The 13,129-nt window shown below is 63.5% G+C and carries 11 protein-coding genes and 1 pseudogene; 3 read left to right on the plus strand and 9 right to left on the minus strand.

Going from position 1 to position 13,129, the window contains the following annotated elements; translation table 11 throughout:
- Positions 1-185: 185 nt before the first annotated feature.
- Complete coding sequence (locus tag AB0H50_RS27160) at positions 186-695, minus strand: hypothetical protein (RefSeq protein ID WP_357457778.1); 510 nt, start codon at positions 693-695, stop codon at positions 186-188.
- Between the two features lie 227 nt (positions 696-922).
- Between AB0H50_RS27160 and AB0H50_RS27165 the strand changes: the two genes are divergently transcribed.
- On the plus strand, positions 923-1,798 hold the full coding sequence (locus AB0H50_RS27165) for an SAM-dependent methyltransferase (RefSeq protein ID WP_357457781.1): 876 nt from the start codon (positions 923-925) through the stop codon (positions 1,796-1,798).
- 584 nt (positions 1,799-2,382) lie between these two features.
- Here the strand turns inward: AB0H50_RS27165 and AB0H50_RS27170 are convergent.
- On the minus strand, positions 2,383-2,970 hold the full coding sequence (locus AB0H50_RS27170; protein WP_357457784.1) for a GNAT family N-acetyltransferase: 588 nt from the start codon (positions 2,968-2,970) through the stop codon (positions 2,383-2,385).
- Positions 2,971-3,125: 155 nt separating this feature from the next.
- Positions 3,126-3,953 (minus strand): LuxR C-terminal-related transcriptional regulator, encoded by an 828-nt coding sequence (locus AB0H50_RS27175; protein WP_357457787.1) that lies wholly within the window; start codon positions 3,951-3,953, stop codon positions 3,126-3,128.
- Positions 3,954-4,177: 224 nt separating this feature from the next.
- On the opposite strand from AB0H50_RS27175, the gene AB0H50_RS27180 reads away from it, so the two are divergent.
- Positions 4,178-4,678: a hypothetical protein gene (locus AB0H50_RS27180; protein ID WP_357457790.1), complete on the plus strand. Its 501-nt coding sequence runs from the start codon at positions 4,178-4,180 to the stop codon at positions 4,676-4,678.
- A 196-nt stretch (positions 4,679-4,874) separates the two neighbouring features.
- Here AB0H50_RS27180 and AB0H50_RS27185 read toward each other — a convergent pair whose 3' ends face one another.
- The gene (locus AB0H50_RS27185; protein ID WP_357457792.1) at positions 4,875-5,336 is read right to left on the minus strand and encodes a nitroreductase family deazaflavin-dependent oxidoreductase; all 462 of its coding nucleotides are present in this window, start codon (positions 5,334-5,336) and stop codon (positions 4,875-4,877) included.
- A gap of 149 nt (positions 5,337-5,485) precedes the next feature.
- On the opposite strand from AB0H50_RS27185, the pseudogene AB0H50_RS27190 reads away from it, so the two are divergent.
- Positions 5,486-7,182, plus strand: a pseudogene (locus AB0H50_RS27190) (metallophosphoesterase).
- Between the two features lie 617 nt (positions 7,183-7,799).
- Here AB0H50_RS27190 and AB0H50_RS27195 read toward each other — a convergent pair.
- From AB0H50_RS27195 to AB0H50_RS27215, 5 genes are all read right to left on the minus strand, one after another.
- The gene (locus tag AB0H50_RS27195) at positions 7,800-8,096 is read right to left on the minus strand and encodes a hypothetical protein (RefSeq protein WP_357457795.1); all 297 of its coding nucleotides are present in this window, start codon (positions 8,094-8,096) and stop codon (positions 7,800-7,802) included.
- A gap of 9 nt (positions 8,097-8,105) precedes the next feature.
- Positions 8,106-9,776 (minus strand): sodium:solute symporter family protein, encoded by a 1,671-nt coding sequence (locus tag AB0H50_RS27200; RefSeq protein WP_357458337.1) that lies wholly within the window; start codon positions 9,774-9,776, stop codon positions 8,106-8,108.
- A 217-nt stretch (positions 9,777-9,993) separates the two neighbouring features.
- Positions 9,994-11,193: an MFS transporter gene (locus AB0H50_RS27205; RefSeq protein WP_357457797.1), complete on the minus strand. Its 1,200-nt coding sequence runs from the start codon at positions 11,191-11,193 to the stop codon at positions 9,994-9,996.
- A gap of 588 nt (positions 11,194-11,781) precedes the next feature.
- On the minus strand, positions 11,782-12,633 hold the full coding sequence (locus AB0H50_RS27210; RefSeq protein ID WP_357457800.1) for an SDR family NAD(P)-dependent oxidoreductase: 852 nt from the start codon (positions 12,631-12,633) through the stop codon (positions 11,782-11,784).
- Positions 12,634-12,644: 11 nt separating this feature from the next.
- Positions 12,645-13,064: a nuclear transport factor 2 family protein gene (locus tag AB0H50_RS27215; protein WP_357457803.1), complete on the minus strand. Its 420-nt coding sequence runs from the start codon at positions 13,062-13,064 to the stop codon at positions 12,645-12,647.
- Positions 13,065-13,129: the final 65 nt, after the last annotated feature.

A 13,129-nucleotide genomic window follows, 5' to 3' on the forward strand; every position in this document is an offset into this window, starting at 1 on the left:
ATGGTCCGGCGGCCGGTCGTCCACGAGCGCGATCGGGCGAAGTCGTTCATCGCAGTCCCTCATCCAGCGGTAGCTCGTCATATGCCACGAGCTAGCGACAGGGTAGGTTCCGCGACAACACGACCTCGGCCGGCATCTTCCCAGCGGTGGGAAGTGAGGGTCCGGTTTTCAGGTGGTCAGGTTCTTCAGCTGAGAACTCCGTCATAGCACATGCTCGAGGAGCGCCACGACGTGCCAGGGCGCTGCTCGCCGGCACCGAAAGTCCACCGCGAGATGGGCCCTGCGGCTTTCCACCACTGGAAACCGCGGTGGTCCACGACAACTTCGTAAATGTCGTCGGCGCCTTCGATCAGCTGATCACCGACGCAGTAATCGTTGTAGTCTGTACCCGGCTGCTGAGCTCCGGGGCTGAAGCGGCCGGCGGGATTCGAGCGTGCCCCTGGGTTGGCCACCGTGCTGTGTTCGCCGACGGGCTGGCCGCGAAACCATTGCGGGCCGCCGTAACTGCCGACACCGCAGGTGTACGACCAGCCCCCAGCGGTGATCGTTTTATCGTGTTCGTATACCTCACCTGCCCACAGGCAGGGGTTGCCGACCACAGCCTGTGCCTGCCCGCCTGTGGCCACCGCTGTGAGCCATGCTGCACCCGCCGCAACGGTGATCGCCGCGAGCATTCTGAGTTTGCTGCCTGCCATCGAGTTCGTCCCCGTCTCTTCCGGGCGGCCCGCCGTGTGCGGTTACCGGCCAATATCACGACGCTGCATAACGTACCGCTATCGGACGACACGAAGTTTGACGGTATAACCCGTGTTGGGAACTTTGCCGGCGGCGGTTACATGGTCGTTGTCTAGCAGTCAAAACCATCTTGTGAAAGATTTTGATATGTGGTATAAATTGCCGCCTGTCAGATGAGTTGGTTGTCATGGAGGACAACCAGCAACCCAGTCGTACGGCCCTCATGTCCGCCGCCGCACGCGCGGCGCACCTCGTCGACGACGACGCCCCCTCGATCTTCGCCGATCCCTTGGCACACGCCTTCCTTGGCAAACACGCCGAAGAACTCCTCGGGTACCACCGCTCCTTTGGCGACCACCCTGTTCTGTCGGGCGCGCGAACCACCGCCACCACCCGAAGCCGTTACACGGAGGACCAGCTGGCTCGACTGGTCGGCCAAGGCGTCAGCCAGTACGTGATCCTCGGCGCCGGCCTGGACTCGTTCGCCTACCGATCCGAACTCGCTGACCGTGTACGAGTATTCGAGGTCGACAAATCCATCACCCAGCGCTGGAAGCAGCAACTACTGGCCGAGACGAGCGCGGCGCTGCCACCGTCGGTGGCGTTCGTCCGCATCGACCTCGAACAGGAACCCTCCTCGTCGCTGCCCGATCACCTCGCACGTGCTGGCTTCCGATGCGATGAACCCGCCCTCATCAGCTGGCTCGGTGTCACGATGTACGTCACCCTCGAAGCCATCCAGCAGACCTTGGCCGTGCTCGGTGGCTTCGCACCGGGCACCGAGCTCGTCGTCGAACACCTACTTCCGGCCGGACACCGCGACGAAATCGGGCAGGCCTACGCAGAACTGGTCATGGCGGCCACCGCCGAACAGGGTGAACCCTGGAAGACTTTCCTCACGGTCGAGGACATGGACACCCTTCTCCGCGTCCACGGTCTTCGCCCGGTCGAACACGCGCGGCAACGCGACACGGTCGCCCCAGCGCTGTGGGAACGGACCGATACGCTCTGTCCATTCGACCTGTCTATCCTCTCCCGAGCGACGATTCCCGCACGCCCCTAAAGTCTCACGACCGCGGAAAGCCTCAGCGCGCCACAGTGACGACGGCGCGGCGCGTTCCACGACTCCGCACCGTTGTCCAGAGGGCGCGCCCGTGCCCGCCGGTGCCGCTAGACATCTCACCAACACGGGATGTCAAGCGACAGCGGAGATCTCGGTCGTGGCAAAGGCATGCGCTCGGTCGTAGACCCGGCCCGGATTTCAAGCAGTGGTAGCGCTTGCTGAGCATGACGTTGAAGAGTCTGCGCAGTGCGGCGGTGTGTCGTTGCCGTTCTACCGGCGGGCCCGTTAGAGCATTTCCCAATCTTTGGCGTGGCGGACGGCTGCCAGCGCCCACATAGTCGGCGTTCTTGGCGCGGCGGACATACACGAAACCGCCCTTGCCTGATACTCGGGTGACCGGCGCTGCGCGCGCGAAGGCTGGTCAGCCCTCGGTCCTCGGATTCGGCTCCGAGGCTGCGGGTCCTATCCAATAGCTCAACGAGACAGTGGAAGTCGAGGAGTATTCGGAATACGCAGTGTGATGCATACTCGAACGGCTTGGAAGCCTCTGACCGCAGGGCAAGGTGTACTGACACCCGCAACCATCAACGTGGTGCGGCCCCCAGGGAAGCACCTGCGCAGGCCCGAGCGATAGCCCGGACCATGACCAGCGCGGTCACACGATGCGCCGGGTAGGAACGGCGCGCCACAATGTCGAACCCCTGTCGAGCGTAGAATCGGATTGCGCGCGAGTTGCAGTCACGGACATGCAGACCTAACCAATCGACGCCTGCTTCATCAGCGGCCCAGGTGTACAACGCGGCACACAGGTCATCGGCCAGGCCATGACCACGATGTGCTCTTTCGACCCAAGCTCCCCAGACCATCGCCCACCGATCTCCCTGTGCCACAGGTGGATCGGGGAGGTTGAAATCGTCACTTTCACTTTCGTGGTCCACGAGCGCTCCTGCCATGGCGACCCACGAGTGGTCGGTGTTGCGCTCGGCAACCATGAGAACCTGGCGGCCGGGCTGGTTGTATCGCGCAACACGTGCCTCCCAGGCAGCTGCATCAAGCGCCTCCGCGGCCTCGAGCGTTTCCAAGAAGAACTCTCGGGCATCTCGGAGCGCGCGTAGCCGTAGGGCGCGCAACCGCAGCCCATCCCCCTCGAGCGGACGCCGAATCGTCCACATCGGAGCGACTCCTTCGTCTTGAAATAGATTCTGCCGCAACAGAATATCCTCCCAGTAACCGGCATATCCCCCCAGCTGGGAACCCGGGAATTCGGCAACTGACGCAACGCTCGGCTCGGCCTCGCGGCCATACCGCTCGAGCACGCCGTCGGCCGTCAGCTGCTTCTGGAATGCACCGGATCGGGTGACGGTAGAGCACAATCAGCGGCCGAGGTGGGCTGCGATCGCCATTCCAGGGTCAGCTCTGTCCTGTTGCGGCACCCCGTGAGCTGTAGCGCACGGGTTATGTGCTTTTTGACGGTGTCCAGAGTGATGTTGAGGGTCTTGGCGATTTCTGTGTTGGTCAAACCGCATGCCAAGAGCGCGACGACCTCCGCCTGGCGCGCCGAAAGTATGGTAGCGACCGGAGACGTGTAGACCGGCTCGCCGGTGTGCCAACGTAAAAGGTTGCCTAGATGCCGACCGAGGATCTCCCCGATAGCCAGGTCACGGGCGTCGAACGCGCCTGACTCGCTGTCGACCGCACTGATCAACGCCGTCATGCTGCCCGACCCGCGAATGTGCAGGGCCATCTCGGCGCGAATGCCGTTGCGAAGCAGGAAGTTGTCTACGTAATCACGGACTTGGGGCCGGGCCGGGCGGGGAAGCTGATCCAGCGTCGCCACTCGACGCTTGTCTAACAACTGAATCCCGGTTGGCTCAGCGAAGATGTCAGCATGTCGATAATGCTCGAAGAATTGCGGCGCCAAGCGCGCAACTGGGCCGTTCACCAGTGTGGATAGGTCATCGAAACAGAGCGGCAGGGTGGCCCCGACGAAAAATCCGGTATTCCGGTAGCCAAGGTAACGAGCCATCCCCTCGAGCGTCACGGAGCGGAACTCACTCAAGGACGAGGCCCGTTCGCAATCTTCCAGCAAACTCAGTATGTTCTGCAGATCCCGGCCGATCAGACCGGCCGACCGGGCGGTGGGAGTGAACTTCACCGATCAACGCTCCATGTCTCCACTAGTTCTGCAGTCGACCTCTTCCAGGGGCGGACGGTTGAGTAGTGGCCACTTTCGGGCCATCGTCCGGCCGTCCACCCGATCGTAGTATCCACTGCGGTACACCAGGAAGAGGCGAAATGACTGGATTAAGAACACCTCCCATGGCCGGAAACCGATGGATCGGAGGGGCCATCACAGCTACGACCGTGGTAGCAGTATGCGTGGCAGCCGCGTCGGCTTCGGCCGCACCCGATCGACACATCATCCCTGTAAACGCGCTGTTCCACGACGATGGAACCGTGGTTCCCACCGCCATGGAATGCGAAACCATCGACGGTGTCGCTGGCGTTGCAATGGAAGGTCACGCCACCTTCACTGGTAAATGGCAGGGGGCGGCAGACTACAAGGCGTGCTTCTACCGAGGCCTGCCTAACCTGCCGCTCGGCACCGAATACTTCTATGGGACAGAGACATTCACTGGATCAGTGGACGGTTGCGGCACCGGAAGTATGACGTACAAGCTCAGCGACGGATACGTCTCACCGAACGTGGACCCCGTCACCGGCCAGCGCTCCGGGCAGCAGATTTGGCAGATCAGTCCGGGCGGGGGAAGCGGTGATCTGGCCGCGGTGAACTCCGGATCTGGAGGCGCCAGGTTCACAATCTCCGCGGTCGGTGAAAACGCCGGCACTTTTACCGGCGAGCTCCGCTGCCAGCCCTGAGATGCACGTACGCGGCTCGAGGAGACGGCGTGACTGAATGAGCGGCGTCCCCGCCCTCGGACGTCGGCCGCGCCACTATCCGTGCCGCGGCCGACGGTTTGCAGGACAGCACTCCTTTAGTTCGGCAAGAGTAATGTACCGCTGTTTAGCAGCTCATATTTCAGGGTGGATAGCCAGAGGTGGGAGCATTCGTCGTTTAGGGACGAGGCCGCAGCACCACCACCGGGATCGTACGCTCGGTCTTGTGCTGATAGGTGGCATACAACGGCAGAGCCCGCGCCAGTCGTTCATAGAGTCGGTCGCGCTCGTCACCCTCGACGATTGTCGCGACAGCGTCGAATGTTGTCGCACCGACTTCGACCGTGACCCCCTGATCTGCTACCAGGTTGTGGTACCAGTCCGGGTTCCGGTCGGCACCTGCCTTGGAGGCAGCGATGACGTAGGTTCCCGACTCCTCGATGTAGCACAGCGGAGTAGTGCGCGACAATCCCGATCTCGCGCCGAGAGTGGTCAGCAGCAACACCGGGAGATCGGCGAACTGACCGCTCAGTTGCCCAGCATTAGCACGGTATTCGGCGACCACGAGCTCGTTGAACGACGCCATGGACGTCGGATCCGTAGCGGCAAGGGAAGAATCGATTTCTGGCAGAGGCTTCATACTCCTACTCTGCGTACACCTCGCAAGAGCAACCGTCCCAGCGGTGGGAAGTGACGGCCTGCGGAGGACTTGCAGACTGGGCCGATGCGCTGTGCCAGAATGTACAAAGCCACCGCTGTTCGCGCGCCGGGCCAGGATGGCCGTACGCGATGAATCCTCTCCACCGCACGGGTGATCTTCACGACACCGGCATAGCCGCTCGGACCGCCGCAGACATGTCAATGGCCGAACAGCACGAATGGCACCGCCAGTACCTGCGCCGCCGTCCGGTATCCCGGCGCAATATCCTGCGCGGCACCGCCGCCGGTGCGGCCGCCATGGCCACCGGATTTTCCCCGTTCGGGCAACTCGCCTACGCAGACCATGCGCCACTCGCCGTGGGCGGCCGCCACATCGGATACGGCGCTGACGCGGCTACCCAGATCCGGTTCTCGGGGCAACTGTCCCGGCGCCCGGAGAAGTCCCTTGTGTACCTCGACCACGGACCCACGCCCGCGCTCGGCGCCACTGAAATCGCCGAGGTGCGCAATCTTCTGACCCAGGTGCCGACCACCGACGGTTCGGTGCTCGGGGCCGAGCAGTTCTACGTCCACGCCCACGTCGACGGGCTACTGCCCCGGATCCCGCACTTCTACCGCTGGCGGACCTCCGACGGGTTCTGCAGCGACATCCGAACTGCCACACCGGCATCGCCGAGTGTCCGCGCCGCTGTTCTGCCGTTCCGATTCACGATGATGGGGACCAGGGAACTGCCGAATCACCGTCTGGACCACCGGGGACCCCGCCGGGCGACTACGACGACCGGTACTACGCACCCGACAATGATCCGGGAACCGCCCATTCCGCGAACGTGCTGCGCCAGATCGCCGCGGCGAAACCGGACTTCCACATCCTTGCAGGCGATATAGCCTACGCAGACGTGGAAGGCCACGGTCGCGCCAGTCAGTTCGTCACACCCGGCGCCCGCACCTCCCCTGGGTTCGACAAGTTCAATCCCTACGTGTGGGACACCTATTTCGGGGCCATCGAGACCAGCGCCGCCGACACTCCGTGGATGTTCGCGACGGGCAACCACGACATGGAGGCCATCTACGGGACGAACGGGTACGGAGGACACTTGGCCCGGCTCGACTTGCCGGGCAACGGTCCCGCCGGGTGCCCCTCGGCCTACACCTTCAGGTACGGCAACGTCGCCGTGCTGTCCCTGGACGCCAATGATGTCTCATGGGAGATCCGCGCGAACACCGGCTATTCCGATGGGGCTCAGACGAGCTGGGCCGAAGCCACGTTGGCCCGTTATCGCGCCGATCCCAGCATCGATTTCATCGTCTGCTTCTTCCACCATTGCGCCTACTCCACCATCCCCGCCCATTCCAGCGACGGCGGGGTCCGTGATGCCTGGTGCGTGCTGTTCGACCGATATCAGGTCGATCTCGTCCTGCAAGGGCACAACCACGCCTTCGAGCGCACGGACCCGATCCGTGCCGGGGTCGCCACCACCGTCGCAAGCGACAACACCGTTGTCTACCCCGAAACCGACGGCACTGTCTACTACACCGTCGGCGGCGGCGGACGCCCGCGGCATACGTTCACCGTTACGGCACCAGAAACGTTCCGCCACGAAGAACTACCAGTAGACGTCGTCGCGGCCGGCTACACCACGACCGAGGACGGGAACCGCGATCCCGAAGCTGCACCGTGGTCGAGAGTGCGTTTCCACAACTACTCGTTTCTACGCATCGACGTCCGGCCCGGAATCTTCGCCAGCGAAATGGAAGTCACCGCTGTCGACGAATATGGCCGCGAGTTCGACCGCCTCGCCTTCCGCCGTCTTGTGCGCCCATGACACCGGGCCGGATCTCCGGCCCGGCACAGGGGGCGCCGTAGTATTGGCCGGTCCGGCGGCTAGGCCGTAGATCTCTGGTAGAGAACAATTTTCATGTTCCGGCTGCGGATTGGTTGGCGCTTGGCTCGCTGCCGATGAGGTCTATCGATTCGGCGGAGGTTGGGGTTCGTGACGACACGAGTGTTCGGGGATGAGATCACATCCGGGACAAATGCGGGTCCCCTGTACTCCTATAGCACGACCCGCGGCCCTGACGGCGTCTACATAGCGCGGTGCTCGATGCGCTCCGCCACCGACCGCGATTCGCGCTGGCTGTTCCCCGGTTGACGGGCCGGGCAACCGATGCACCCCGACACCCTGGGCGGCTTGCTGAAAGCGCTTGGTGTCCTGAACGTTCCGGGCCGGACGTCGGCCATGCGCCAGCACGTCCAGCAGATGCCTGCCCCCGTCGTCGCCGACGCGCTCGGATATCACCACGTCACGACGACAAGACTCGCCGCGGACGCAGCGGCGACCTGGCGTCGCTATGTCACCGCCCCGCAGTTCCGGTCACCCGAAGGGTGGAAGTCTCACGACAACCTGAGACAGGTGAATCTGCAGCTCGAGCACCGAATTGGTCAGTCCCGAGGCGCGGGCTGCGATGGTTCACTGGACGGCGTCGGCAGCAACGGTGAGCTGATTGCCGGCAGCGGTACCGCTGGCTCATCCTTCTGGTCCTCATGCTCAGCGGAAAGCGGCCGCCGCGACGCCCAAGCGATGAAGACAACCGCTGCCGCAGCCATGCCTGCGCCAGACCAGACATTCACCTCGGCTCCTCGTTCTCGCGCAACGGTCTGAAAAAGTCCGGTTACCACAAGGGTCAGTCCGTAAAGGCCCAGCAGTGCACCGATGATGATGCGGATATCGAAAATCATGTCCGAGTCCTATCCGACGACGATATTGAGGGCGACAACCAGCAGCAAAGCGATTCCGGCGAGGAGTACCGGGCGCTGGTACCACGGCAGTGTCGCGGCCTCGGGATCGAGGCGCAGTTCGCGTGGGGTCTCCGAGTAGACCAGTCCGACCAGCTCGACCGCAGGCTTCGGTCGCGTCACCTGACTGACCGCGACACTGACGACCAGATCGACCGCGAATGCAACGCCTGCGGCAACGAAACTCGCACCCTGCCCAGACAATTCGAAGACCCCTGTCTGGTGCAACAGGAAGATCGCGAACGCGGACCCGGTGCCGCACACCAACCCCATCCAGCCCGCAGTCGGTGTCATCCGTTTCCAGAACATGCCGAGAATGAAGGTGGCGAAAAGCGGGGCGTTGAAGAAGCTGAACAGCGTCTGCAGATAGTCCATCATGTTCGAAAAACTAGACGCCACAAACGAAGTGAACACCGCAGCGAGCGTGGCCCCCACCGTCGCCAGCCGTCCCACTGACAAGTAGTAGCTGTCGGCGCGATCGCGTCGCACATACCGCTGCCACAGGTCGAAGCTGAAGACAGTATTGAACGCCGAGACGTTCGCCGCCATGCCGGCCATGAAGGCGGCCAGCAGCCCGGCGATTGCGACACCAAGCAATCCGGTCGGCAGCACCTCCTTCATCAGATACAGCAGCGCGTGGTTGTAGGTGACCTCCCCGACTCCGGTGGCCTTGTAGTCGGCCATCTGCGGCACGAGCACCGCGCTGACCATGCCGGGGATCACGACGATCAAGGGAATGAACATCTTCGGGAAGGTGCCGATCACCGGTGTACGCCGCGCCGCTGAGATGGAGTGTGTCGCCATCGCTCGCTGCACCTCGACGAAGTTCGTCGTCCAGTAGCCGAACGACAGTACGAACCCGAGCCCCACCACAATCCCGATCACCGACAACACACCATCGGAGAACCCGCTCAGAGCATTGCCTGGCCATGACTCGAGCTGCGCCGCACCCCCCGGCGAGGCGGCCACGCTGTTCCGCAGGCCATTCCAACCGCCCACCCGGTCCAACCCCACCAACGTGAGCGGGAGCAGCGCCGCTACGATCAGGAAGAACTGCAGCACCTCGTTGTAGATTGCCGCCGACAGTCCACCGAGGGTGATGTAGGACAGCACAATGACCGCCGCCGCGATCACCGACACCCACAGCGGCCATCCCAGCAGCACATTCACGATCGAACCCAGCAGATACAGGTTGACCCCGGCGATGAGCACCTGCGCCAGTGCGAAGCTCAGCGCGTTCACCAGATGCGCGCCCGGTCCGAACCGGCGCAGCATGAACTCCGGCACACTACGCACCTGTGAGCCGTAGTAGAACGGCATCATCACCACGCCGAGAAACAGCATGGCCGGTATAGCGCCAATCCAGAAGTAGTGGAAAGTCGGGAAACCGTACTGCGCACCGTTGGCTGACATGCCCATGATCTCGACCGCACCCAGATTGGCGGAGATGAAGGCCAGGCCCGTCACCCAGGCCGGTAGTGAACGTCCCGAGAGGAAGAAGTCGATGCTGGAAGATACCCGCTGGCGGGCAAGCCAACCGATGCCGAGGACGAACACAAAATAGAGCGCGACCAATCCGTAGTCGACGGGTCCGGCATCGAGCCGAAGTTGAGTGGTGGCCAAGTGGGCAACGGGATCGGATGAATCGGCAAGCGGCACAGCGTTTTCCCTCCAGGAGGTGAAAAGGCGTCGTCGACGCCCTGCGTCGTTCGGAGGCAGACGTTTCCTGCGAGTGCGCCCAGGCCGCACCATCGCCCGCCAATCATGCGCCCGCCCAATGAGATTCCCTGCTGGTGGGAAGACCTCGCGGCGATACCCCTACAGCGGCGTGCGTGAAGTATCAGGTCACAGTGGTGTGCGCGTGATTCTCGACGGGCGGCGCCGCGGCCAGATGGCGCACCACCAACACGGCTGGTAGCACAATGACGAGAATGCTGACTGCGCCCCAACCGAATCGGTGAAACAGCTGCAATCCGATCAGCGACCCGGCGCCGCCGCCGAGGAACACGCAGCCCATGAAGGCGGTGTTTACGCGCCCGCGAGCCTCTTGCTGCAATGCCAGTGCGGCGGTTTGGTTGGCAATCTGCCCTACGCGCATTGCCGCGTCGAGCACCGTCATGCCCAGGATCAGGCAGCTCAGGCCGGTCATGCCTCCCGACGACCCGGGGAGCATGATTACCCCGGCGAACGAGACAGCGAGCAGACTGGCGATGCTCACGAGATCGGACCCTGATCGATCGATACGGCGGCCGGTCAGCGGTGTGATCGCCACACCTGTCGCGCAGACCCAGGCGATCAGACTCACCGTCGAGCCGCCGCCGTAGCTGGATCCTGCGCAGACCAGGACGACGCCGGTCCACGCCGCCATGAAGCACCCGTACACGATCGCCTGATCGACGGCCCTTCGGCGCAAGGCGGACAGCGTCCACCACAGCTGCGCGGTGGTTCTCAGCAAGGCCGGATAGGGTATCCGCGTCGCCGCGCCGATCGGCGGGAACACTGCAGCCAACGTTGCTGCCAGGACAGCCATGACCCCAGCGAGGATCACGTACGGCATTCGCCAGCCACACCACTCGGCCAGCGCGCCGGCCATGCCGCGAGCCACCACTATTCCGATGGTCGCGCCACCGAACAGGACCGCGGCGACGAAGCCCCGGTGTGCAGCCGATGCCAGCCCGACCGCCATTGCAGTGACGATCGGAGGCACAGCGGCCGCGGCACCAATCACAACACTGGCGACCACGAGCACGAGCAGATTCGATGCGGTGGCCGCCACCAGTAATCCAGCCGTGGCACCCCAGAGGATGCCGACCACGAGGTGACGGGGAGCGAGTCGATCCGCTAGTGGAACCAGGAGGAATATGCCAGCTCCGCAGCCGAATTGAGATGCCGTGACGATCGGCGCCGCCGAACTCGGTGACACCGCGAATCCCTGTGCGACCAGTGGGGTGACTACCGAGGAGAAGTGCGCATTCGCCGCCGCACTGCCACATGTGACGGCAAACAAAGCCAGCATGCGACGGGACAGGGTCGCAGGCATGCGCTGCACGCCGACCTGAGGTCGCTGAGTTGCTCGGAGTCGTCGAGACGGCATTCTATGCGCCGGCGACAGGCGGTTCCGTTCGGCTCCAACCGGGAAAGCGGCCTCGCGAACACGTCTGTGCCGCCCCGTCACCGGCCGGTCCCTACTGGAGCAGGCTCTGGTGTCGGTCTGATCCAGAGGTTTGCACAATCGCCGAAGATGTTCAGTTGCCGGTCGTCTCGACCGACGTCGGCGAAATCCCAACCACATCTGCACGTGGTCGGTCGAGCATGGAATGCCAACGCGCACAAGAGCAGTCCCGACATCTCGGCTCCCCGATCGTCCGACGGGATCTGCCAGGAATGGGTGCTGTTCATGAACTCATGGTCGAAATAGCCAGTGCTGAATCGCGCTGCCGTGCCTGGCCGCAGCCCGATCACCGTGAAATCCTGACTGTCCAAGCGCAGCTGGCGTCGGTGGAGTTTCACCCTGTCTCGGAGCGCTCGGGCCAGGCCGGGATGCTGTGACTTACCTCCCGCCATAGGCCGAGCGTTCCATATCGTCTCCAGTGGGAACACCGGTTGGACTTCAAACCTCGGCTGGACCTCAAGGCACGCCGGTGATTCGCTCCGATGTCGTCCACAGCCATTCTCCCAACGCAGGGTCCAAGGCCTGCGGGTTGCGGGGATTCTCCGGTGTGAACCGATGAAAGTAGCGCCCATCGATCGCTGCGGTATCGGGCGTGGTCACCAGGTGCACCAGTGGACCCGCACCCGCTGCTGGGGTCATGAACACCGGTCGCGACAGGGGCGACGAGATGAGCTTCCCGAACCCGAGTGGGAAGTCATCGTACACGTGGGTGGCCACAGCGCCGGGGTGAAAGGCGGCCGTGGTCAACGAGCTGTCGATCGTCCGGCGCGCGAGTTCCCTGGTGAACAGGACCGTTGCCAGCTTGGAGCTGGCATAGGCTCCGAACAGTGAGTATCGACCCGTCGCGGCGTTCACTGACGATGGGCGGAGCCGAGCCCACCGATAGGTCATGCTCCCGGTGTTGATCACCCGCGGCCGGAGGGCTGCCATCAGACGCGGCAGCAGCAACATGGTCAGCAGGAACGGTGCGAGGTGATTGACTTGGAAGGTCTGCTCATTGCCGTCCACGGTGGTGGTTCGACGTGACCAGGCGCCGCCGGCGTTGTTGGCCAGCACATCGATTCTCGGATAGTGCTCGCCCAGTTGTGCCGCGAGCGTTCGCACGTCGTCGAGCCTACTGAAATCCGCGACGAACGGGTCCGCGCCGATGCTGGCGGCGACCGCCTCGGTGCGTTCCGGATTTCGGCCGACCACGCCCACACGCGCGCCCTGAGCTGCGAACACGGCTGCCGCGGCCGCACCGATGCCCGAGCTGGCACCGGTTATCACCACTACTCGTCCCGTCAGATCCCGCTGTGTTCTCGTCATCGCCGTTCTCCTCACTCGGGGACGGTCGCCGAGTCGGGGAACAACACGCGCCGGGCATAGTCGGTGTCCAGATATTCGTGAATAGCGGAAATCCTGCCGTCGGGAATGTCGAAAAGGAATGCGTAGCGGTTTCGGTACTCCCGCCCGTCGAGAACGCGGGCCGTGGTAGTGCATTCGAGAGCGGCGGCTCCCTCGCCGGTGATCATCCGATGCGGCTCAACCCGCAGGGTCCCCGGCTCGAAGACCGTCGCCAGCAACCCCAGCAGGGCTACCACTTCGGAGTGTCCGCGATGAACTCCCGACAACCCGAGAAAGTCACCGGGAACGTGCCAGGTCACGTCCTCGGTGAGGCGAGACAGCACACCGTCCAGATCGCTGGTGTTGAGGGCTCGGATCCAGCCCTCGATGACATCCTTCGTGGTTGCGCTCATGGCTTCCCTCACTATGCGGATTGTGTGGCTCGATGCAGAACGAAACGATCCTAAGAACAGTTGAA

This window comes from Nocardia sp. NPDC050793 (assembly GCF_040654065.1).
In the GTDB taxonomy this organism is placed as follows: Bacteria; Actinomycetota; Actinomycetes; order Mycobacteriales; family Mycobacteriaceae; genus Nocardia.